The sequence below is a fragment of the Streptomyces zhihengii genome, assembly GCF_016919245.1.
Taxonomy (GTDB): Bacteria; Actinomycetota; Actinomycetes; order Streptomycetales; family Streptomycetaceae; genus Streptomyces; species Streptomyces zhihengii.
In genome coordinates, this window is sequence record NZ_JAFEJA010000003.1 from 542,313 (window position 1) to 564,340 (window position 22,028).

Below are 22,028 nucleotides of genomic sequence, written 5' to 3' on the forward strand. Positions count from 1 at the left end.
GCCCACCCACGTCCAGACGCCAGAACGCGCCCGACTCCCGTACCAGGCCGCCCGTCGCGCCAGAACCGCGCACTGTCCCCCGCCGACCAACCCGGCCGCCGCCCCGAAACGCCCCTCCCCACAGCCCGGAGCCCCCTCCGGCCGCCGCAGTTGCGGGCCTTGACCACCCTCCCGACACCGTCCGCACACCACATCAACCCGGCACGCCACCCGCCAACAGGCCAGCCGCAACGCTCTCGCCCACCACCAAACCCGGAGAGAAAGACGCTCCATGACCGACATGCTCGACACCTTCTGGGCAGCAATCAACCAACAGCTCGAACAACTGCGCACCGCCACCAACGCCGACGACGTCCTGCGTACTCTCGCCACCGACCAAGGCCCGGACCGCGGATTCTTCGCAGGCTCCGGGGGAGACGAGACCGTCAGCGCCGCCCTGCACCACGCAGGCTGGGAACTGACCTGGGCCGAATCCTCGATCGACTACACGATGCGCGCCCCCGACGGGTCGATGATCACCTACATCGAAGGCGACATCCTCCGCGGCGACCACCACACAAAGACCTCCACACAGACCAGCCACACCGACAACTGACCACTCCCACACCCACCCGCCCCACCCACGGCCCACCCCCAACCCGGGGGTGGGCCGCACACGCACGCCCTGACCCCCGCCCCAGCCGACCCGCCGCAGGCCCTTGCGGAGCTAAAACCGCCCCAGGCAAGGTCAGTCCCGCCGGAAGACGCTCCCACGCCACCCCCTCCCCCCAGGAGGCGGCGAGGTCGAAGCCCCGGCCGCCGAGCCGCCCCCACCCCCTCCCCCAGGGGCGGCTCGGCACCCTCAAGCCGGACACCACACCAACCCCCCGGCACCCACCCCCGCACCCTCAACCCACCAGGAGCAGACATGACCGACCCCACCCAGCAACGCCCCGCAACGCCCAACAACGACCCCGGCAACACGACCATCCCGCCCACCCCCCACACCACCACGCCCCCTCACGACACGCCCACGGCCAACACCGCCCACAGCCAGAAGAAGTGCACGCTCGTCTTCCCCCTCGCCGAAGTCCTCGCCACCGCAGAACACGCCGCCGCCGCCGACAACCACAAACTCGGCTACGCAGAGACCGAAGTCGCACCCCGCCTGTGGTGGGTCAAAGACGACGGCACCTACCTCATGAGCAACGGACAAGACCCCACCGACACCCGCAACGCCGACCGCCTGCCCACCGTCGTCCACGCCCACGGCTGGGGACCCGGCACCGACGCCCGCTCCATCCTCGGCGGCGACGACTTCCGCAAATCCATCGACCTCACCACCCCCCTCGACGAAGACACCACCACCCTCCTCACGATGCTCCGCCAAGCCGCCGCCGAAGGCGCCACCTGCTTCCTCCTCAAAGCCACCCTCGACGAACAGCACATGACCCTCACCTACATCACCCACTAACCCCCACCCACCAACCCCTGTCCAGCCCCGCGCCCCCACCCCATCCCGGCGCGGGGCCCCACCCCGTTCCCGCCCAAAGAACCCGCCACCCCAACCCGGATCCCGCCCACCGACACCACACACCCCCACCCGCCCCACACACACCCCCGACCACCTACCGTCCAACCGAACCAGCACACAGCCCCACCACCAAACGACGGGGGAAGCACCGTGAGACACGAGACCACCATCGACCAACTCACCCAATTCGCCGGCCTCTTCACCACCATCGACCACATCACCGTCCCCGAGACCAACCCCGACACCGGCATCACCGAAGAAGTCACCCTCCCCCCACCACTCATCCGCCGCACCCAACGCCGCGACGACACCATCTGGTGGATCCTCACCCCACCCGGCATCCACGAACGCATCTTCGTCGCCGACCAGGCCCCCATCACCGTCTATCTCAAGAACACCAACCCAGCCCCCACCACCAACAGCCACCACCCACCACCCCAAACCACCGCCCCACAGACCACCTGGCAACAACAGACCACCGCCCCCCACCCACCCCAACAGCACCCACCCGCCCCCCAAACACCCACACCACCCCGCCCCGCCCCACCCTGGACACACCACCAGCCCTGACCCCACCACCCGGCCCCCACCAACACCCCACACAGCAACCGGAACCCACCCACCACCGGCCACCCCCGCCGACAGACCACCCTCCGGCAACCGCGCCCCGCCAGCCGCAGCCACCCCCAACCTCCACAGCGCCTCAACCCACCGCCACACCCCGTCCCGCTCACAGCACGCCCCGCAAACGGGGCAAGAGGCAGCAAGAAACGCAGGTTTGCAGCGAAGTGATAGCCCCGGAACCCGGGGCGCCGGCAGGTGTCGGCGTACGCGCATCGCAGCAGCGCCAGGACAGTGGCAAGGAGGCGTCGGCAGCCGCCGGCCGATGCAGGCTCGTACACCTCTGGCACCCGCGACGCCTCTTCCTGCTGCAGGGGGCTTCCTCCCTTCGGACGGGACGGGTTCGCAGATTGCTTCTCGGGCCCTGGGAGGTTCGCGGCCCGGGGCCCGGTTGCCCCGGCATCGACCTGCCACGCGGTGATCTGCTGGCGTCGTGGGGATGACAGCCAAGGCGTTCACTGCGGGGCGGGAGCGCTACTACCGGCGTAACGTCGCCCGCGGCGACGGTGCCCCGGGCGCCGAGCTGACGGTGTCCTCCAGCGTGCCCGGGGTGCCGCCCGGTGTCTGGCACGGGCAGGGGGCTCAGGCTCTGAGGCTGACCGGACTGGTGAGCGAAGCCCAGATGCGCGCTCTGTTCGGGCTCGGTATGCATCCCGATGCCGAGGAGATCGTCGCCCGTGAACTGGGTGCCGGTGTCTCGCTCACACGGGCCATGAAGTCGGCCAAGCTCGGGCCGGCCGTGCCTCGCCTGACCGAACTCTCCCCGCTCGACGAGAAGATCGAGCAGGCTCTGGAGCATGTGAGCGGCCAACTGTGCCGACCGCTGTCGAAGGCGGAGACGCGGGACGTGCGCATGGGGTGTGCGGCGCGTGCCTTCAAGGCCGAGTTCCGCCGGGATCCCGCGGATGGGGCCGAGGTGGGCCGGTACCTGGCTACCCGCACCGGCCCGCGGCGCCGTGCCGTGACCGGGTACGACCTCACCTTTTCCTCAGAGGAACTGTCGCTGCTGTTCGCGCTCGGCGGCCCCGAGGTGCGGCGGATCGCTCTGGAGGTCCTGGCCCAGGCCCGCTCCGAGACTCTGGCCTGGCTGGAGCGCAACGCCCTCGCAGTCCGCACCGGCGCGGGCGGGGTGGCCCAGCAGCGGGCAGAACCCGGGCTGCTGGCCGCCATCTACCTGCACTACGAGTCCCGCGCGGGCGACCCGATGCTGCACGAGCACGCGGTCATATCCCCACGCGTGAAGGGCCCCGACGGGCGCTGGCGCAACCTGGACTCGCGGCTCCTGTTTCGCGACATCGTGGTTGCCAGCGAGCTGTTCAACCAGCGCGCCCTGGAGCTCGCCTGCACCCGCTTGGGCCTGGCCACCGAAGAGGTCGAGGTCACGCCCGGCCAGCGACCGGTGATGCACATCGTCGGCATCGACCGGCGTCTGCGGAGCATATTTGCGCAGCGCTCCCACGCGGTGCGCACCATGGCCGAGTCGCTTTTCGACGACTACCGGCGCAGCCACGGGCGCGAGCCCGGGCAGCGGGCCCGGATCCGGGTGCAGGGGCAGGCCGCCGTGAAGACCCGCCCGCCCAAACGCCGTGCACGCTCCCTGGACGATCTGCTCACCGACTGGCGGCGCCGGGCGATCGCGGCCACCGACCGCGACATCGTCGACAACCTGCTCGCCACGGCCCGCTCTGCCGCGCGGGAACGGCCCGCCCCGGCGGCACTCGACATCGCCGCAGCAGCCGATGCCGTCCTGGCAGCCGTGACTGAACGGCGTACGACGTTTCGCCGCCGCCACGTGCTGGCCGAAGCACGCCGCTACCTGATGCGCACCCTGGCCGGGGTCACCGCTCCGCCCCGGGCGGCCGAGCAGATCACCGAGCGGGTCCTTGCCCACGGCGACTGCCTGGACATCACCCCGCCCGCGGTCAACCCGCCGCACCCGGATCTCCAGCGCACGGACGGCACCTCCGTCTACCAGCCCATCGGCTCACAGACCTACACCACCCGCACGCTGCTCGCCGCCGAGAACCGGCTGCTGGCCGCCGCCCGCACCCCCGTGATCCCACCAGTGGGGCGGGGCACCTTCGCCCGCATAGCTGCCCTGCACCGCGCCCCGATGGACGCCGGACAGCGCGCGCTCGCTTCCAGCTTCGTCCTGTCCGAGCAGCTGCTGCTGGCCGGGCTGGGGCCTGCAGGCGCCGGAAAGACGACGGCGATGCGCCTGGTGTCCCGGGCCGTGGACGCGGCCGGCGGCCGGCTGATCCCCCTCGCACCCTCCGCCCGAGCGGCGAACGTCCTCGGCCACGACCTCGACCGGCGCGCTCACACCCTGCACGCGTGGCTGCACCAGCGCGGCCGGGCCGCCGACGGCAAGCAGGTCGGCGAGGACTTCCACCTGCGGCCTGGCGACATCGTTCTCATCGATGAGGCAGGCATGGCCGGCACCCGCCTGCTCGATCGGATCCTTGCGGATGCGACGGCCGCCGGTGCTGTGGTGCGCCTGCTCGGCGACCCGCACCAGCTCGCTGCCGTCGAGGCCGGGGGAGCCCTGCGGCTCATATCCCGGGCCGGCGGGGCACCAGAACTCGACCGGCTGCACCGCTTCCGCACCCCCGGGGAACCGGACGCCTCCCTGATCCTGCGCGACGGCCAGAGCACGCGGACGGCCTTCGACTGGTACCGGGACAAGGGCCGGATCGTCGCCGGACCCTACGAGACGATGTGCGACAGGGTGTTCACCGCATGGGCCAAGGACCTCGGCAAGGGCCTCACCTCGCTGATGACGGCCGCCGACACCGCGACGGTCACCGCGCTCAACCTGCGGGCCCAGGCCTGGCACATCGCCTCCGGCACCGTCGACACCCGATCCGCAGCCGCCTTGCGTGCCGGGCAGCGTGCGCACGTCGGCGACACCATCGTCACCCGCTCCAACCGCCGCCGCATGACCGTGCGCGGCGGCAGGGACTTCGTCAAGAACGGCGACACCTGGACCGTTCAGCAGATCCTGCCCAGCAACGACATCGTGGCCCGCCACATCGGTCACCGCGGCCGTATCCGCCTGCCCGCCGACTACGTGGCCGCCCACTGCGAACTCGGCTACGCCTCCACCATCCACCGCTCCCAGGGCATGACCGTCGACACGTCGCACGCACTGGCCTCCGCCCGGTCCACCCGCGCAGACGTCTATGTCCAGCTGACCCGCGGCGCCCGCACCAACCGCCTCTACGTCGCCCTCGAAGACGGCGCCCATCTCGACGATGCCTTGGCGGCCATCGCCGCCCGGCGCCGCGCCCACGTGCCGGCGACCGAGACGATTGCCGCCCTGCAGCAGGACAGAGCCAGGCCCCGGCAGCTGTCCGCCGAGTACGCCGACGTCGCCGAGCGCGCCACCACCGCCCGGCTGACCGGCCTGCTCGAGCACGCCCTCGGCCCCGACCAGAGCGCGCTGCTCATGGCCGCCGACGCCTACCCGGCCCTCACCCGCGCCCTGCACGACGCCGAGCGGGCCGGGTTCGATCTGCCCCGCCTGCTGTCGAACACCGTGCCGCAGCACGGCTTCGACGAAGCGGACGACCCTGCCGCGGTACTCGCCTGGCGGCTGCGCCACCGCCTGCAGGACGCCGCCCATGCCCAGCAGGACAACCGGCCACGCCCCCTGGCCCATCTCACCCTGGCCCACCTGCACACCCTCACCCGACTCGCAGCCTCCCACCGCGCCGCAGCCCGCGAGGCACTCACGGCGGCCGACGCCGCCGCAACGCACCTGCCCGCGCCGGTCACCACCCGCACCGGACACACCCACCCCGCCTGGGACCAGCGCCCCATGGGCGAACTGACCAGCCGCGAACTCGCCGCCCACCTCGCCACGATGCACATCCAGACCGGCCGCGCCCAGACCAGCCAAACCCCGCTGTCCGATACAGCCCGGCACCTGAGAGACGACCTCACCCGCGAGTGGCAGCTCCGGCGAGCCCTGAACCGGCGCGACACCGCACGCGAGGACTCCCAGCGCGAGCAGGCCACCAGCAGCGCCGCCCCCAGCCCGACCTCACTGACCGCATTGCGCCGCACGCTTCACGCACGGCGCGCCTCCACCGCCGATCGCCAGCACTCCGCGCGGGCCGCACTCACCCGCGCCAACGCCACAACCGACAGGATCAACGCCGAGCTCCGCTTCCGCGACCGCCTGCCCGACCATGCACCCCACCGCCCCCACCACCGCGGACCCCTGCCCGACTGGGTCGCCGACTCCCACGCCCTGGCCCACCCCGACACCCCCGCACACTGGACCACACACCTCGCCGAACGCCACCGCATCCTGGCCCGCGCACTGGCCGACCGAGGCCACACCCTGGCCGCCGCCCCACCCGCCTGGGCCCGTCCGCTCGGCCCCCCGCCGCCGACCAGCACCCCCCGCCGACGCCACGCATGGGCCACCACCGCCGCTCTGGTGGAACTGTGGCGCACCCGCCACGCCACCACCGACGCCCCCGGACCAGGCCCACGCCCCACCGATCCGGGCGACGCGGAGGCATGGGACGCCCTGGACGCACGCATCCGAGCCCTCACCGGACGCCGCCGCCCGATGCACCTCCCACCGCCCGGAACTCCCGCCTCCGTCCTGATCGAGGCAGCCCTCGGCCACCTCAGCACACCCCCGCCCCCCAGGCCACTGCCCGACCACCAGGCACTGCGCGACCCTCTCGGCGTGACCGTCCCCTCCCACGCCGCGCTCGACGCACGGCTCGCTCGACACGCCCTGGCCACCGTGCTCGCCGGCGATCCCCCGACCGCACCATGGATGGAGGAGATCACCGCCCCCAGCCAGGACGACGAAGACGAACAGCGCACCTACACCAAGCTGCTCACCGCAATCGGTGGCTACCGGCGCCGTCACCACCGCGCGGGACCCGACCTGCTCGGCCCGCGCCCCGCCGGGCTTGACGGTGAGGAATGGGACCACCTCACCGACGCCATCGACCTGTACACCCACGCCCAAGTTCAGCGCCGCCTGCAACAGATGCGGACCCGCACCCCCACCGAACGCGCCGCCCACAGCGCGCCGTCCTCGCCACAACGACGACAGCCCCTGCCCGACACCAACAGGTCCGGCCACCGGCCACCGGCACGGTGAGCACCACACCAGCGTCAAGGAACCCGGATCCTCAGCGGGGGAGATCACCCAGCCGACCCCTACTGGCGCGCCCAGCTCCGCGACCAGCCTCCGTGGCCTGCCACCGGCACGAGTGAGCGCAGCGGGGGCACCCACATGGGGGATGCCTGCGACGCGGCGAGCCGGTGCAGCAGCCAGTACACGGACCAAGCCGCTTCACGGTGAACGCGCCCAGCTGTCTCCTGGCCCGTCCCGCGTCGCAGCCACCCAGCTTCACCCAGCCCGGCACGCCCCGGTCCGTAGCCACCGGGACAGGCACCACGGGCCTTCCAGATGACAGCGCACGCACGGTCCGTTCCCTCAGATGCCACCGCATTCCGGCACCAGATCGACTACCAGATCGTGAGAGGCCGCTTCGCGCAGAATCAGACGGCTCCGGATCCCGTCGCCGCGCGGGCCACGCCCACGCCCTCAGCAGCGTGCCACCGGCACGTCCGGCACGCCTTGGCCCGCCGTCTCTCCGCCCCAGCAATCTCCCGACAGCGACCCGCGCCGCAGCCCTGCGCATCTCGCACGGCGGGTCGCCTCACCCGCGCCCCTCGCCAACTGCCGGGAGGCGAGGCACCAGCCTCCCGTAGGCAAGGACGGGCAGTTGAGTCACGTTCCTGGCCCTGTTGGGCTTGCTGCGACAGCACCGGAGCCTGTTGCAGCCCCACGCGCTCCTCCCGACGACGCACCCGCGCACGTCTGCCGCCACTCCTGCAGGAACCGGACAGCCAACCGGCCCACTTCGATAGGAACTCAGGGCATGACAACAACCTTCCGCAGCACAGCCCTCACAGCGACGTCCCTCGCGCTGCTGGCCGGCCTGGCCGTCGCAGTGACCCCGGCGGAAGCCGCCGCGACACCGCGGATCAACGCCTGCGGAACCAGCTACGCGCTCCTGAAATCGTGGCCGATCGCAGCCCAGTACTGGACAGCAGACGCGGGCAAGACCAAGGGATACATCGACGTCTACTTCTCCAGCACCACCGGAAAGAACTGCGCCATCGCCAGGCCCGTCGACGGGGTGTACCTGCCACGCGGTATCAAGGTCAAGATCGGCAAGACCGGGTCCGGCTGGGCAGCGCTCGACGGGTACCAAGCCAACTTCACCCAGTACGCGGGGCCCGTCTACGTCTCCGCCCGTAACGCGTGCATCAGCTTCGAGGGCGGGTTCACCTACAACGCCACCTGGGACGCCTCAGGCGCCTGGAGCAGGTACACCAGCAAGCACTGCGGCTGACACAATCCGAGCATCTCCGCGCCGGGACCAGCAGGCCAGCACGGCTCAGGCAGGACTGCCGGATCCCGGATTCCCGGGCAAGCCTTAAGACGGGATGGGGCACCGCTTGGGTTGACCATTCAGCCCGAATGCTGCGCCAGAGGCAGGACACAAGCTCCAACGCGCCTGCATACGAGGCCTTGTCGCGCACAGGCCTCGGGCCCTGGTGGGCTTGCCGATGTAGGGAAGGGCCCCCTTCGCTGTCGTCGCCGCTTGCCCGGTGCCAGCGTTGAGCTCCGGGCGGGGGTGTGGCCTGTCCCGGCAGGTCACCTGTGCCAAGGCAGGCATCTGATCTGCCAGCTTCGGTCTGAGACGTCGTCCGCGGCCGGGTTCTGTACCCCGCCAGGGCGTGATGCCGATGTCTGCCCCACGCGGAAGGATGGGTGCGCCGTCGCCCGGGACAACGTCCGGTTGGCTGGTGCCGAGGTGATCTGAGGCCGGCCACCTGCGCGGTGCCAGGGACCATGACGGACGTGAGACAGCGGCGAGCAGCCACTCGCACGACGCCCGCCGCTCAAGAGGCGGCTCGAGCGACAGGCTGCTGATCGAACCCGAGTCCGAAGGCCCTTCTCGGTTCTCCCTTGGACGGCTCCCTGGTCTGCTACTCAAAGGTCACCGTCAAGCGATCGTCCCATCCGAAGGACTCGTCCTGAGACTGCACGCGCAGAAGGAGTTCGCGAATCTCGCTGAAGGACTCCTCGCCGAGATTCTGCGATGTTGCTTCGGTGTTCTTCCATACGATCTCGACGGGGCGTTCGACATCTGTCGACAGTCGGTCCCAGAGGGCGTTCAGGTTGGCTCCGTAGTACGGGCGAAATCCAGCCGCAGTGAGAAGAAGCGGTGCAGATCGTGCTCAGAGTGGATTTCCGGGCCATCGACTTCGATGCGCACGCTAACTACCCTTCTCGGCAGATGATGAAGGCTCACGCAGGGCCACCACGATCAGGGTGACGTGTGCACGCCGTCGGCGGCGACCCCCAAGGACGGCGACACCACATCGAACAGCCGAGTGGAGTCGATCCTCGGTCGCTTCTTCAGTTCCCCGACGGCAGGAAGCGCCAGTCGGTGTTGAACACGAACTCTGCGACCAGGGAACGGCGCTGAGGGCGCACGGCAGTGCAACGTCGACGATCCAGCGGCAGCTGCGCTTCCCGAGCCAGGTCTCAGGTGCTCAGGTCGAACACGCCCCACTCGGTGAATGGCTCGGCCTGGACGTAGATGCGGCTGCCCCGGCCGACGACCCGCCGACGGCCAGGTGCAGAGCCATCGGGCAGGGTAAGCCTGCCGACGTCCGACGGCTCGACGGATACGTCAGTGAGCTCTGCGTGGGCGAGCCTGTCCCCCTCCTCGCCGTAGCCACCGTAGAAGGCCACCCGACTACCGTGGACAGCCACCGCTTTGGCGCCCCGTATGCGATTCGCCCACACCCTCACGGGCCGCTCCACCCGAGCGGGGCGAATCTCGACAAGCGGGAAGTCCGTATACGGGCACGCCCAGGCGACGGCACCCGACACGTTCAGGGCATAGCAGTCGAAGAGGCCCGGAATGCGGGCGCCGTCTGACGTCCAGTCGAGTCGGCCCGTGGCAGTCCACCGGCGGATCCCGGCCGGGTTCTCATCGAAATGCCCGACCCAGAGATGGCCGGCCTCGTCCGCGAGGAGATGCTCGATGGCGTCCCCAACGGGAAAGGCCGCGGTCTCGCGGCCACGCGTGTCGAAGACCTGGACCTGGTGCGCGTCCTCGGACCGCCGGGTGCGAGGCGCGGCGACGACGAACCTGCCATCCGGCAGACGGTCCAGGTGCGGCCAGTGAGCACGCACGGCGCTCAGCTCAGTGAGCTCGACGCCACCGCCCGGATGGACGGAGACAACCCGGGCATCGAAGGGCCGGACCTCAGCGCGTTGCGAAACGCCTGTGCCGAGCAACCAATGAGCGGCGCCGAACACGTCGACTGTACTGGTCAGGACGTGGCCGTCCCGGTGCGCTCGTGGGAGGCAGGCATAGGGCTTGAGGGCGGTCTTCTTCACAAGTGAGCTCTCCTGGGTGAGCCGTCACATTCATCGGACGCTGCGGTGACCGTCGGTCGGCGGCGCACGAGCGGTGGAGAGGGAATCGTGCGCCTACACGGCATGGTCCCACCGGATCGTCGTCGGGTGATCATCGTCGACCTCCAGCGTCGTGACAAACCCTTTCGATACGCAGCCACAGCCACACCGCTGTATCTCCGGCAACGCGGCTCTTGGCAACCGGACGCTGCACCTGGCCACACCTGGCCAAGTCGTGCCCTCCAACTGCGCAAGCGGCAAAGCGAGGCGGCGAGAGCAGCCGGGCGGCATCGGAAACTGAAGGCAGAGAGACTTTCCGGGCCGAGCTGACCGGGAGCGCAGCAACCCGTCGCCCCCGGCGGCTGCGGGTGCGGACGCTCCACCAGACTGACTGCCGACCCGTACCGGCCACCCAGGCTTCCTCCTGCCCGCAGGATCCTTCCTCTTGGCGCGCCACGGCACCGGTCGCCCGGCGCAGCACACCCGGGCGGCGCCCCGAGCTGACTCTCCCGGCACTCGATGCGCCGTCACCTGCCAGCGTGTCCGGGGTGCGCACCCCCGCGCGGGCCGCGTACGTTCTGCTGGCCGGCTGTGACAGGAGGCGCGGTGGGCCCGACGCTTCCTTCGTATGGGCCCGTTCTACGACTCGGCGCAGGCAGAGCGCCCATCGTCGCGCGCGACCGGCTAGCGCAGGCGTGGTGGCTGCTGGGCGTACGTACTCCGGTGGGAGGTTTGCGCCGGGGGCTGCTGTGCACGTCGGGGTTCGCTAACAGGCTCCGGCGGGCCGGAGGCAGCGAGGCGTGCGCCGCTTTCGGCAGTGATACGTCGCGCCAGAGCCGCGATCTCCAGCTCACGCGTGGCGAGGACATCCACGGGTTGGCGGCGTGTGCTCAGGCCGGGCAGCAGTTCCCCGACCACGTCATAGCGGGCGGCGTAACGCGCGCTCGCCGGGCCTTCGGGGGCGATCGCGGCGCCGACCGGAGGGCTGAGGTCCGTCTCGTGCGTCAGCCACGGTGCGGCCGCATCCCGCCATGCCATGCCGTGAACGTCCACCTCGATCCCGGGGGAGTCGAGGTAGCGCACCCAGTCGGCCCGTGCATGATGCTCGGGCACCTCCTGCCCGGCCGAGAGCCGGACCTGGAAGGTCACATGCGTGGAGGCGGCTCCGGGCTGCGCTGGCGGTGTGCGGATCTGTTCGTCCGCCAGGTCCTCGAATGCGGCGTGTCGGGAGGTGCTCCACGGCTGGTCATGGGGCAGGTTGCCGTGCCCGATGTGATGGAGCAGCATGTCGGCCCGCTCCGCGGCGCTGCGCTGACCGTCGTGCACGACCCGGTGAATCCGCGTCGGCAGCACGATCCGGATCCCGCCGTACAGGTCCTGGACGGCCGGATCGGGCCCGGACGCCGCAGCCTCCCGGTAGGCGGCGGCCCACTGAAGCGCATCTTCCTCCAGTGCCTGTCCGTACCGGTGTTCCGCGTCCCGGTGCCCATACAGGCCCAGCTCCTGATTCCGGTAGGCGTTCGCTGCCCGGTGTGCGGCCACCTGCAGCGCGGGAAAGTACGCCGCCCATTCGGACATGGGCCGGTTGTGAATATTGCGCTCCGGCGCCGGGTCCGTGTACGCGTCCCACCACCGTGCCCCATCGGGCTGCCGGGAACCGTGGTTGATCCAGGCCTGCGGATGCGCCGCATGCAGGGCATCCATCATCACCGAGGCCAGCCCACGGCGCTGGAACTGCGGCTCGACCGCCAGTTGCCACACCGTCAGAGCCCGCCCATCGGGATGGAGCAGGAAGTCCAGCCGCCCGGCCAGCTCGCCGCCGACCAGGGCCATCATCCGCCTGGGCACCCACGTGTCGCTGTGGGAGATCTTCCAGTCGGTCAGCCACAGCGCAACACCCTCGTTCCCAAGCTGCGCCTCGGCCCCGGCCACGGCCGGCTACTCCCGCACTCCGGGCAGCCCCCCGACAGCGACCAGGCGGGCGCTGGCCGCCCGGACGCCAGGCAACCGTCCTGCCGCCTCCGCCACCGACGACGCGACACCCTCGGCGGCGTCCTCAGCCTCGAGCGCCACAGGGTCCAGCTCCAGCACCGACTGGACGGTCACGACCGCACGCTGCCCGCTCACCGGACCCGCCGGGGAGACAGCCGGGGGACGGGTCACCAGCTGCGCAGTGCACAGGACGTTGCCCCCGGCAGCCGGCTGCGACACCGGACCGAAGATCACCTCGCCGACCCCCGACAGATGCTCCATCAGGCGCGCGACCGCGTCGGCCGGACCTGTCAACTGCACCTGCGTGAACTCGGAACTGACCTCAGTGGTCACGCTGTCCATGGCTACTCCCGTTGGCCCGGCGGGCCCGCTGATATACGGCGGTTGAACGACCGCCCCAAAACGCAGGCACCGCACCCGGCCCTGCGATCCTTCAGTGTGCATGGGGCAACCGCGCGCACCCGCACCGCCCCACCCCCAATCTTTCGAACAGGGCGCTACAGCCGTGGAGTTGACGGACCCGTCATGGCCCGTCGCCACCCGCCGACCCCATCCGCCCCGACGCAGCGCCGGCCCGGCTGCCCCCAGCAGCCTGTCAGTGCTGATTGCCGATCCCGTGCGTCAGCACTCAGGCGCGCCAGGGCCCGGCACCACGATCCGACCCCGCGTACCAACCCCTGGGAAACCCCGCAGCACACCCGCTGTATCCGCAGCGCACCCCACTACCGTGAGCGGCCCGTCCACCAGATCCGGACGGAAGGACACCCACGAAGACCGCCCCTACGGACATGCGCGTCGATGTCCCCGACCGCCGCCGTCCGGCCGACCCACCCCAGAGCCGGACGAGGTGCAGCGAGCCGGTGCACGGAAGCGGAACGGGGGAGAGGGAATGGCGACCATGGCCCGTACGTACACGATCACAAGGGACACCGCGGGAGCGGTGACCGGAATTCCGGGCACCGAGCCGCATACCGTGACCGGCGATCCCGTCGAGGCCCTGATGCAGTGGGCCCGCCTCGACCGGCCCGGACTGCGTTACCGAGTGCAGGTCGACGGGTCCCCGGGCCTGGAGCTGCCAGTGCAGAACCTGCTGTGGGACGCGGCCAGACACCGCCGCGAGGACCCGGCTCGCGAAGCCGGCGTACACGAGGCCGTGGCCGGCTGGCTCCGCCACCATTCTCGCCCGCTCTTCCCGGAGGAACTCGTCGGCGGCTTCGACCCGCTGGCACTGCAACGGGCCGGACAGGCATGGATGCTGCGGACACAGACGTCCGTCCCGTCCGGTGCACTCGCCCACCTACCGCTGGAGGACCGCGAACAAGTCCGACACGGCGCACGCGAGATGGGCGACGCCCTCCACAACAGCCTCGCCCGCGGCGGGCCCGGTCCACGGCTGAGAGGTACAGCCCTTCGGGAACTGCACGGCCACTGGCAGAGGCTGGCGGGCGCCGCCCAGCTCGTGCCGGAGGCCACCGGGCCGGCCCGGAAAATCCTCGACCGGCTCATCACCTCTACGCCCGACGCCCCGCACCCGCCTGCTGCGAACGCACCAGACGCAGACCTGCGAACGGCTGCCGCCCGCATCTGGTGGCTCGCCCGCGAGCACCAGCCCGATCTCGCCCAGGCCCTGCGCCGCGTCGCCGACCCTGCAGCAGCCGGACACCTCCCGCGTCCCCTGTTCACCGTCCTGCCGGACTACCTGAGACACCACCCGCACATGGTGGACGACCTTCTGCACTCCGCCGAAGCGCTGGGGAACAATCTCGCCCTGCACGATCAGTACACCTCGTACCCTGACAGCGTACGGCGCCGCTTCAGCGAGGCAGTCGACGTCGCCACCCTGACGCTCGGCGTTCAGGGTGCCGCGGTCGCGATGGCAGCCAACGCAGCAGCTCCCGCACCCCGGCGCGAGGCCGCCGCTTCGGCAACCGTGCGCCTGCAGGCCCACACTCAGCAGCCGGCGGCACAGCATCAAGGCCCACAAGGCATGACCCGGTGAAGCGACGCGCATTTGACGCCCGACGATCCAGCAGGCCGGGGCGTCCGTCGCCACAGGCCCCGACCGTGACGCGGTGTCGCCCCTGTGACCGGACCCCGAAACCCGACGTGCGGAAGCAACCTCACCCGCAACAGCGGCGGAGCACAGGCCCGCCTTGACACATGACACACCGAGGTCGATCACCCCCACGCCCTGCCAGGATGGAGCCGGGGAGAGCGCGGCCCCACCCGGCCTCATCCGGCAGAAGCAGTGCCATCGGCGGGTAGGGGCCCACATCCGGCCCCAGGCCGTAGGCCGTCAGACGCGGGGCCGGCCCTCACGGACCATCTGTCCCCAGAACCTGACGTGCAGCCTCGATCAGCTCCTGCCTGGCCTCTTGGTAACGGTAGTTCCGCTGCGCCCACTCCCGCCTTGCGTTGAGCCGCAGACCTGCCTGCGTTGGTTCGTGACCTCGCTCGTACTCCAGTGGCTCCACCGCTGTCACCAGCAAGAGCCGCACCTGGCCCCGCTCCAGTTGCGGCACGGCGTTCAGCGCGGCGATCGCCGCCTCGTACTCAGGCGGAGGATCTCCATCGCCATGCCTCGGATTCCACACAGGAGCCCCCTCAGCACGCAGACGCGCCAAGGCGCCCTTGGCACGCGCAGCAGCCGCATCCCCCTGACGGCTCAACCTGTCAAGCTCCCGCCACGCCTGTTCACCCGGAGCCCGGGTGCGCGCCCAGTGATGCGCCGTCCTCACAGCCCGCCCCACCGCCGCGAGTTCCTCCTCCACCCCCGGCGGCGCAGCCAGCTCAGCTTCGGCGAAAGCCAGACGAAAAGCGTGAAGCACCTGCTCCGCCTCGGCTTGTTCCCCGCTCGCCTCCGGTGCAGCCAAGTAGAGCCGCCCCGACGCCTCCACGCACTCGCCAGCCGCGCGCAGCAACGCCGTCATGGTCCTCCACCGCAGGTCGTGCAACGCCTGGCGCCGCGCAGACTGCGCGACTGTGTCAGCGGCGTCCCTTGCTGCCTGGGCCTGCGCCAGCCCACCGTTCGCTTGAATCCGCGCACCCACGATGGCGCCGGCGATCGTGCCGCAAACACCAGCCGCACCGATCAACGCGACGGTTATCTCCGTGTCCATGGACAGCATCATCTCCAGTCAGTCGACAGGGCCGCTGGGAAGGGCAGGCAATGCGACTCATCCCAGCTCGGAACTCTTCACAGCAGCGGGCCGTAGAGCCGATGAGGCTTGCGGGACAGGTGCACTGTGTCAGGAGTTCACCAGCCTGCGCAGAGACCGGCACAGACCCGGCGAGTTCGCGCTGAGCTGCGCACCCGCGTGTGCGCCCCCCACAAGGTCTGCTTGATCGGCGTCGGCCCATCGTTGTTGGTTGCGGCCATGGCCTCCCGCGCGGCTGCAAGCGGTGACGGCGGCGACGTGGACGTTGTCGAGCCGGCCGCAGCGACCGTCTGGCTCCACCGTCTACCGGTCGGACACCTTGACGGGTGCAGGAGCACACCACGGCGCCCTACGGTTTGCCCCCGTCGGCCTGCTCGCTCCCGAGAGGACCGCGCAGAGTCTCATGGGCGGCCGTGCAGGCCAGACTCTGCGCGCTGGCCCGCGGCAGCGGCACCGAACCACCGCAGGTCCACGCGCGACCGACCCGCCCCGCAATACCGGCGCGCAGCGCGGACCTGCCAGCTGACACCATCGCACGCGAGCCGCTGCGTTCAGGCATGCTGGTGCTCGCCGTCGACATGGGGAAGGGTTGCGCAGTCACCGCCAGCCGCTCGGCGCCTCCGCACACGCCGACGGCCGGGGAGACCGGGGCTACGACGTGCTTGCCGGCCCCGGGCTGCAGCACACGAGCTTGCGGGGCCTGGCCGCCTCTATCGGGCCGCTGTGTCACGGATGCATGTAGACACGGCGTGAGGCTCGGGCGTTTTCGAGGGCGTCGGGCGCTGGGTTGTGGGTGCGGGATCCGGGGTGCGCGGGTTGCGGGCTGGGAGCTCCGGCCGCCGAGTGTCTGGCTGCTGCGGCGCAGTGTCCAGGAGATGTGCGACGCGGGTCGAGAAGTCGGGCCCGGGCAGGGGCATCTCCCAGTCGGGCTGGCGGAGGTATCCGGACGCGACGGCAGTCGGAATGTACTCCATCAGTTCGACGAGTACCGCGGAGTAGGGACGTGTGGTGTGCTTTGCGAGGTGTCGCAGTACCCGGAGCATGGTGGCCGTGGAGGCCTTGGTGACTTGCTGGTTGGCCGGGTGCCAGGTCTGCGCCGGTTCCGGCGACTTGCCGGGTTCTTCTGGTGTCTCGTTCGGTCCGTCGTTGGTGTGCCGGTGCCACCAATCCGCGAGATGGGCCTCTCCCTGAGAGAGGTGGTGGAGGTAGAGGCAGTAGGCGGCCGCACTCTGGCCGGCACCCCAGGCGTACTGCCACCAGTAGCGGGCGCCGTCGTCGGTGTCGGTGAGCTGGAGAACGCAGGCGAGGATCATGGCGCTGCGGGGCTCAGGGACCTGCTCGGTGACGAAGTCCGCGACATCGTTCGCGGGAGCGTGGGTGACCAGCGTCTCGCACAGGGCCCGCAGATCCTCCGCCGCGGCGGAGGACACGGGTGTCTGGCCCTGCGCGCCGACAGGGGCAGCTGGGTCCCAGTCGGAGTACGCGGACTTAGACGGCGGCACGATGTCCCGGGGTACTGAGCGGTCCCGGACCAGCAGGGCCCGGGAGAGGATCTCTTCGATGCGTGTCATGCGGTTGTCCCTTCGGTCTCGGTCGGCGGGCAGATGACGCTCTCCAGGAAGTGGGTGGCGTGCCGCTCGCTGGACAGCACGACGGCCTGCGGCACACCGAGCAGCGCGGACACCTCCTCGGGGAGGAAGGCATAGGAGCGGCGCATGATCATCACGTCGAGCTGCTGGTCGGGGAGCCAGCTCATGGCCTTGAAGAGCTGGAGGCTCTCTGCCATCTGATGGGCCTGGGCCGCCTCGGTGGACAGCTGCTGCAGCGCGATCGTGTCGAAGGCCGCCGCCCCGAACTCGGGCCGGCCGTCGATGTGCGGCGTGCGAGACATGACCGTGGCGCGCAGCGCCTGCCAGGCGAATCGCCGGATGTCGGGGCTGGCCAGCGCGTCGTTCCAGCTCAGCCACAGGATGTCGAACGTGTTGGAGATGGCGGTGTCCCGCTGGTCGTCGTCGAGGAAGACCTGCGCGTACAGCCGGTACTTGTTCTCCACCGTCTCCCTAAACGCCTGGTGGTCGAGCGGAGGCGACTGGGATGTGGTCACCGATGCCCTGTCGGTCGACTGTTCCACCCAGTCCGATGACTTCCTGGCCTCGAGCGCAGCCTGGCGCCACAGCCGGTACAGGGGCCAGCTGGGTACCTCCAGTGGCTGCGACAGGCTGAAGATGATCTCCCACCGGGGGTAGTGCCCGATCCCGCGCAGCAGCTCCGAGATCTTCGACTTCGCCAGCGGCACCCGCACGCTGAGGTGGCTCATGGTCAGCCCGCTGCCGAGGTAGGCCGACCGTAAAGGCTCCAGCCATGCCCGGTGAACGCTGCCCACGCCGTCCACGATCGGCCCGAGTTTGCGGCCAGGCCGTACAGGAGCCGGCTGCGCCGGCGGCTCCAAGGGGGTCGTCACAGTGCGCTGCCCTCCTCGCCGGAGGTGTCGTCTCCGCAGCCGTCTGCCGCACCCCGGGACGTGCGGCCCGATCCGCGCGGGATCTGCTGCACGACCAGGACGACGAGAGGGGCCAGCGCCGCGATCGCAGCAGCCTGCCCCATGGCGACCATCGCGATGCTCCCCGCAAGCACCGCGAGCGCAACGATCAGTATCTGATTGAACGTCATGTCCAGCTCCATGAATGTCGGCTCCATCCGAAGCCCACGGTTCACGGGTGCCGAATCCGCTCACCGAGGGAGGGCAACCAGCTTGAAGCACACGGGAGTTGTAACGCCACGTGATCATGGATTCACGGAACAATGGCAGTCGCAGAACGAGCTCAAAGCGCACAAAGATGACCGTTCCGGAGCGCAGGGTGCCCGAACGGTCCGTCTGCCGTGTAGAAGTTCCCTGTTTTCCTTGCAATCGCACCAGGGACCCACGTCAATGGATACAGGACACCTCCAGGGTGTCGGCCTTCCCATCCGGAAGGGCTCTGCCCCGTGCCGAGAACAACAGGGACAGAGCGCCGCCGCTCCCGCCTGACCGCCCAAAGAGGTCAGGCGGGAGCGGCTCAAGTCCCCACGCGCGAGGACCTCGAAGACCGTAGCGGAGAGCACCGACACCCGGAGCCGCTGACCGTCCGACACCGAACTTCGGCCGGTTATCGCTCTGAGAGACCCACGGCGTGCCCCGAGCCCGGCCCGCCATACCCACGCGGACCTACCCCGCCAGCCTTCGGCACCACGAGCGCCCGGACACTAACCGGACCACCCCCTCCGGCTGCACCACACGGAGAACGTGACGTCACCCGCGGCGCCTTCGTGGAACGTTTCGCCAGGTGAAAGCGCTCACCCGCTCGGGTAAACAACACGCCGCGCGCTATCGCCACAGCCGAACGGCCGGTATCCACATCTTCGTGATCACGAACCTCCTGCGCGGAATCACCGCGCTCACCCTCGCACTTGCCCCACTCACCATCGCTGCACCGGCCCAGGCCCTGGAGACCGTGCCGCTCGCCGACGCCGTCGAGTTGCTGCCCGTCGTCGTCGAGGACCGCACCGGCTACACCCGCAGCAGCTTCAAGCACTGGACGGGCGGCGACGACCCGGCCGACGGCTGCAACACCCGCCAGGAGGTGCTCCTCGCCGAAGCCACCGTCGCACCTGAGATCGGCCCCGGCTGCGCCATCAGCGGCGGATCGTGGACCTCGTACTACGACGGACAGACCGTCATCCAGGCTGGCTCCCTCGACATCGACCACATGGTTCCCCTCGCCGAGGCATGGGACTCGGGGGCCAGCACGTGGACCGCGGCACGCCGCGAAGCGTACGCCAACGACCAGGGTGCCGCGGTCTCGCTCGTCGCCGTCACCGCCCGCTCCAACAGGGCGAAAGCCGACCGCGATCCTGCCGAATGGCTGCCGCCGGCCGCCGACGTGCACTGCCGGTACATCGGCGAGTGGGTCGCAACAAAGCTGCGCTGGGGACTCGCGATCGACGAGGCCGAACAGAAGACCCTGGAGGTCTACGGCGAGACCTGCGAAACGACGGTGGTGAACTACACGGTAACCCCGTAGCTGAGCTGGTCCGTGCTGCGATCACCGTCGATAGGTCGCAGCGCGAACCCATGACAAAGACCGCTTGCACCGATTGGCCCGTGCATGGCGGCCTGCGGGCCACGGCATCCTTGGGAGACCGTGACGGAACGCAACGGCGCCTTAGTTTCCAGTTGGCGGCGCGTGTGGTCGGCTTCCCCACAAAGGATCAAGACCTGGACGCCATTCTCGGTACTGGCAGGGAAGGCAAGCTTCTGCGGGAGAGGGAAACCTGCCAGAGGAATCATGCGCCTGCGCAGGACGGTCTGCTCACACCGGCGGTGAGCCGAGCCTCCACACGGGGAGGTTCGGCGGGCCCCGGGGCGCGTCACGTCACCCAGGGAGACTCTTGATGTGACAGCGCCGCCATCACGCCGCGTGACGCCGCAGCGGAGGGTCAACCTCGGGACGGTCACGTTCGGCCGCACGGCGCACTGACCGTGCGCGTGGCGATGCGCGGGGTGGTCGGCTTCGATCACGAGGCTCGCTCGGGGCCACAGCCGGTTAATAGACTCGCAGGACCTCGAAGGCGCCGTCCTGGGGGCGGGCAGCCAGTTCGGCGATGAGCGAAGGGTGCACGCTTGTATAGGACGTGCCGTCCGGGAGCCGAGAGCGCGGCCCCGTAGCGGGCAAGTAGGTCGCCACCGCGCGGGCCAATTCCTCCGGCACATCTGCGGACACGACGAGTTGACCGCGTGGCAGCCGCAGGACGAGCTGCCGGGGCTGCGCCGGAGGGCCGATGTAGCCCGCCATCGTGGCCTCCAGAGTGTTCATGCCCTCAAGCGTGCCGCAGCCGCGCCTAGCGACGGGTGAAAAGCAGCACGTGACACGCAGGAGGGTGGAGGGTGCCACGCCGCACAGGTTGCGGTAGGCGTCTCGGCCGGGTGCTCCAGGGGCCAAGTGTCGCCTCTTTCGGTGCCGCTGGGTTGGTGCTGTGCTCCTGCCCGGTGGACAGCGGACCAGTCCGGACCAGCTATGGTGGGTCACACATCAAGCGCTTCGGGTAACTCCTGGGACAGAGCGTTCATGCCGAACTCGGCATGGCCCTCGCCGTGGTCCCTGCTTACTCGGCCTGCTGGGCGACGCCCTTAGTGGTACCGGTGGGGCCGACCGCCCTCTCGCGACGCTGTCTGGTGCAGGCCATGTACGCTATCGCCCGACTGCCCAACTTCCATGCCCAATCCGTTGTCGGTCTATCAGGACCAGGCCGTGGGGCAGGAGACCTGGCTAGACGGTCGACCAGACCTGGGACACTCGCGTCGCACTGCCCACCGTTGGCCCCGCCTGGAGACCGAGAACCCGCCGCGGGGACAACCCCAGCCCCGCCCAAAGAGGCCAAGCCGTGGACAGCGATCAGCGGGCTTGTGGACTCCTTTGCGGGACCACGTACCCCCGCCGCGTCCGGCTCGAGCGGCTCACGACGGAGAAGCAGCGCAAGGCGGGATCTTCCGATACCCACAGCTCCGTCCACCCTCGGTGCCGAGGGCGGAGAGCGCGGTGGAGAAGAACGCTGGCACGGTGGGGCCAGCGACGAGCGAGCGAGCGTGCTTATTACGGCGTAATGGCAGCCTGCAGCTGGGCTACGGCAGTTCGGCCTTGCCTCGGCGCCCCTCGATCCCTCTTCCGCGCGGGAGAGTAACTCCGACTGGTAGTCGCTCGCTGGTGGGGTCTTCACGTAACCCGCTGATCGAACAGTTCCCCGGCGCGGCGATCAGCACCGGCGGGTGAGTGACCATGTTCCGGAGAACGACAGGTGGCGGCGCCGGGGGTGAGGCATGGACTGCTGTGCTCTGGCGGCGAATTCTCCAGCGGTCCGGCGCCGCCGCGGGCCGTTCCCGTGGTCGACGATGGCGACGGGCAGCTTCCTGCCGCGCATGACCGCTTCGCGGATCGCGGCGCGTGTAGCCGCGTGAGACCCGTCCCGGCCGGTGATCGCATCGTGCCCGTTCTCGCCCACGACGACGGCCGGTGTGGGAAACGGTTCAATGACGAGGTCACGAAAATTGCGAAAGTTCTGGATGCGAACGCGGCGAAGCTGCATCGTTCTCCCGGCCGGCACATGGCGATGTTCTCTCACTGCTGCGCCGAGGCCTGCCCACGCGGCTGTTCGAGACGGATGAACCATCGTAGCTACGGGCAAACCCCGGCGGGCTCAGTTCCCCCCGAGACAGAGAACCTGACCACAG

Annotated in this window: 17 protein-coding genes; 7 read left to right on the forward strand and 10 right to left on the reverse strand. The window is 70.0% G+C overall.

Features of this window, described 5'->3' with window-relative positions; all coding sequences use genetic code 11:
* Positions 1-271 precede the first annotated feature (271 nt).
* The 5 genes from JE024_RS40120 (at position 272) to JE024_RS40140 (ending at position 8,529) form a co-directional block, all read left to right on the forward strand.
* A complete protein-coding gene (locus tag JE024_RS40120) occupies positions 272-595 on the forward strand; it encodes a hypothetical protein (protein WP_205378875.1) in 324 nt (107 codons plus the stop codon).
* A gap of 312 nt (positions 596-907) precedes the next feature.
* Positions 908-1,453: a DUF3085 domain-containing protein gene (locus tag JE024_RS42065; protein ID WP_205378876.1), complete on the forward strand. Its 546-nt coding sequence runs from the start codon at positions 908-910 to the stop codon at positions 1,451-1,453.
* Between the two features lie 210 nt (positions 1,454-1,663).
* Complete coding sequence (locus JE024_RS40130; RefSeq protein WP_205378877.1) at positions 1,664-2,083, forward strand: hypothetical protein; 420 nt, start codon at positions 1,664-1,666, stop codon at positions 2,081-2,083.
* Between the two features lie 490 nt (positions 2,084-2,573).
* Positions 2,574-7,265 carry a MobF family relaxase gene (mobF, locus tag JE024_RS40135; protein WP_205378973.1) on the forward strand — a complete coding sequence of 1,564 codons (4,692 nt, stop codon included), beginning with the start codon at positions 2,574-2,576 and terminating at the stop codon, positions 7,263-7,265.
* 787 nt (positions 7,266-8,052) lie between these two features.
* Complete coding sequence (locus tag JE024_RS40140; protein WP_205378878.1) at positions 8,053-8,529, forward strand: hypothetical protein; 477 nt, start codon at positions 8,053-8,055, stop codon at positions 8,527-8,529.
* A 640-nt stretch (positions 8,530-9,169) separates the two neighbouring features.
* On the opposite strand, the gene JE024_RS41825 is transcribed toward JE024_RS40140, so the two are convergent.
* The 4 genes from JE024_RS41825 to JE024_RS40160 form a co-directional block, all read right to left on the reverse strand.
* Positions 9,170-9,361 carry a barstar family protein gene (locus JE024_RS41825; protein WP_307840750.1) on the reverse strand — a complete coding sequence of 64 codons (192 nt, stop codon included), beginning with the start codon at positions 9,359-9,361 and terminating at the stop codon, positions 9,170-9,172.
* A 370-nt stretch (positions 9,362-9,731) separates the two neighbouring features.
* Complete coding sequence (locus tag JE024_RS40150; protein ID WP_205378879.1) at positions 9,732-10,595, reverse strand: hypothetical protein; 864 nt, start codon at positions 10,593-10,595, stop codon at positions 9,732-9,734.
* 702 nt (positions 10,596-11,297) lie between these two features.
* Positions 11,298-12,545, reverse strand: a complete 1,248-nt coding sequence (locus JE024_RS40155; RefSeq protein ID WP_205378880.1) for a GNAT family N-acetyltransferase — start codon at positions 12,543-12,545, stop codon at positions 11,298-11,300.
* A gap of 6 nt (positions 12,546-12,551) precedes the next feature.
* Positions 12,552-12,947 carry a hypothetical protein gene (locus JE024_RS40160; RefSeq protein ID WP_205378881.1) on the reverse strand — a complete coding sequence of 132 codons (396 nt, stop codon included), beginning with the start codon at positions 12,945-12,947 and terminating at the stop codon, positions 12,552-12,554.
* 556 nt (positions 12,948-13,503) lie between these two features.
* On the opposite strand from JE024_RS40160, the gene JE024_RS40165 reads away from it, so the two are divergent.
* Complete coding sequence (locus tag JE024_RS40165; protein ID WP_205378882.1) at positions 13,504-14,604, forward strand: hypothetical protein; 1,101 nt, start codon at positions 13,504-13,506, stop codon at positions 14,602-14,604.
* Between the two features lie 316 nt (positions 14,605-14,920).
* On the opposite strand, the gene JE024_RS40170 is transcribed toward JE024_RS40165, so the two are convergent.
* From JE024_RS40170 to JE024_RS40185, 4 genes are all read right to left on the reverse strand, one after another.
* Positions 14,921-15,724, reverse strand: a complete 804-nt coding sequence (locus tag JE024_RS40170) for a hypothetical protein (protein WP_205378883.1) — start codon at positions 15,722-15,724, stop codon at positions 14,921-14,923.
* A 749-nt stretch (positions 15,725-16,473) separates the two neighbouring features.
* On the reverse strand, positions 16,474-17,334 hold the full coding sequence (locus tag JE024_RS40175) for a hypothetical protein (RefSeq protein WP_205378884.1): 861 nt from the start codon (positions 17,332-17,334) through the stop codon (positions 16,474-16,476).
* Positions 17,331-18,146, reverse strand: coding sequence for a sigma-70 RNA polymerase sigma factor region 4 domain-containing protein (locus tag JE024_RS40180; protein WP_244883765.1), 816 nt, complete (start codon positions 18,144-18,146; stop codon positions 17,331-17,333). The genes JE024_RS40175 and JE024_RS40180 overlap by 4 nt, the downstream gene beginning before the upstream one ends.
* Before the next feature lie 74 nt (positions 18,147-18,220).
* Entirely contained in the window at positions 18,221-18,445 is a 225-nt protein-coding gene (locus tag JE024_RS40185; protein WP_205378886.1) for a hypothetical protein, read from the reverse strand.
* 719 nt (positions 18,446-19,164) lie between these two features.
* On the opposite strand from JE024_RS40185, the gene JE024_RS40190 reads away from it, so the two are divergent.
* Positions 19,165-19,824 carry an HNH endonuclease family protein gene (locus JE024_RS40190; protein WP_205378887.1) on the forward strand — a complete coding sequence of 220 codons (660 nt, stop codon included), beginning with the start codon at positions 19,165-19,167 and terminating at the stop codon, positions 19,822-19,824.
* A gap of 522 nt (positions 19,825-20,346) precedes the next feature.
* Here JE024_RS40190 and JE024_RS40195 read toward each other — a convergent pair.
* A complete protein-coding gene (locus JE024_RS40195) occupies positions 20,347-20,616 on the reverse strand; it encodes a hypothetical protein (protein WP_205378888.1) in 270 nt (89 codons plus the stop codon).
* Between the two features lie 937 nt (positions 20,617-21,553).
* Positions 21,554-21,883 carry a DNA replication/repair protein RecF gene (locus tag JE024_RS40200; protein ID WP_205378889.1) on the reverse strand — a complete coding sequence of 110 codons (330 nt, stop codon included), beginning with the start codon at positions 21,881-21,883 and terminating at the stop codon, positions 21,554-21,556.
* Positions 21,884-22,028: the final 145 nt, after the last annotated feature.

Excerpts from the sequence above, each read along its gene's own strand:
- JE024_RS42065 (WP_205378876.1), top strand. The coding sequence starts at position 908 with ATGACCGACCCCACCCAGCAACGCCCCGCAACGCCCAACAACGACCCC.
- JE024_RS40120 (WP_205378875.1), top strand. The coding sequence starts at position 272 with ATGACCGACATGCTCGACACCTTCTGGGCAGCAATCAACCAACAGCTC.
- JE024_RS40170 (WP_205378883.1), bottom strand. The coding sequence starts at position 15,724 with ATGGACACGGAGATAACCGTCGCGTTGATCGGTGCGGCTGGTGTTTGC.
- JE024_RS40140 (WP_205378878.1), top strand. The coding sequence starts at position 8,053 with ATGACAACAACCTTCCGCAGCACAGCCCTCACAGCGACGTCCCTCGCG.
- JE024_RS40160 (WP_205378881.1), bottom strand. The coding sequence starts at position 12,947 with ATGGACAGCGTGACCACTGAGGTCAGTTCCGAGTTCACGCAGGTGCAG.
- JE024_RS40175 (WP_205378884.1), bottom strand. The coding sequence starts at position 17,334 with ATGACACGCATCGAAGAGATCCTCTCCCGGGCCCTGCTGGTCCGGGAC.
- JE024_RS40185 (WP_205378886.1), bottom strand. The coding sequence starts at position 18,445 with ATGGAGCTGGACATGACGTTCAATCAGATACTGATCGTTGCGCTCGCG.
- JE024_RS40165 (WP_205378882.1), top strand. The coding sequence starts at position 13,504 with ATGGCCCGTACGTACACGATCACAAGGGACACCGCGGGAGCGGTGACC.
- JE024_RS40200 (WP_205378889.1), bottom strand. The coding sequence starts at position 21,883 with ATGCAGCTTCGCCGCGTTCGCATCCAGAACTTTCGCAATTTTCGTGAC.
- JE024_RS40195 (WP_205378888.1), bottom strand. The coding sequence starts at position 20,616 with ATGAACACTCTGGAGGCCACGATGGCGGGCTACATCGGCCCTCCGGCG.
- mobF (WP_205378973.1), top strand. The coding sequence starts at position 2,574 with ATGACAGCCAAGGCGTTCACTGCGGGGCGGGAGCGCTACTACCGGCGT.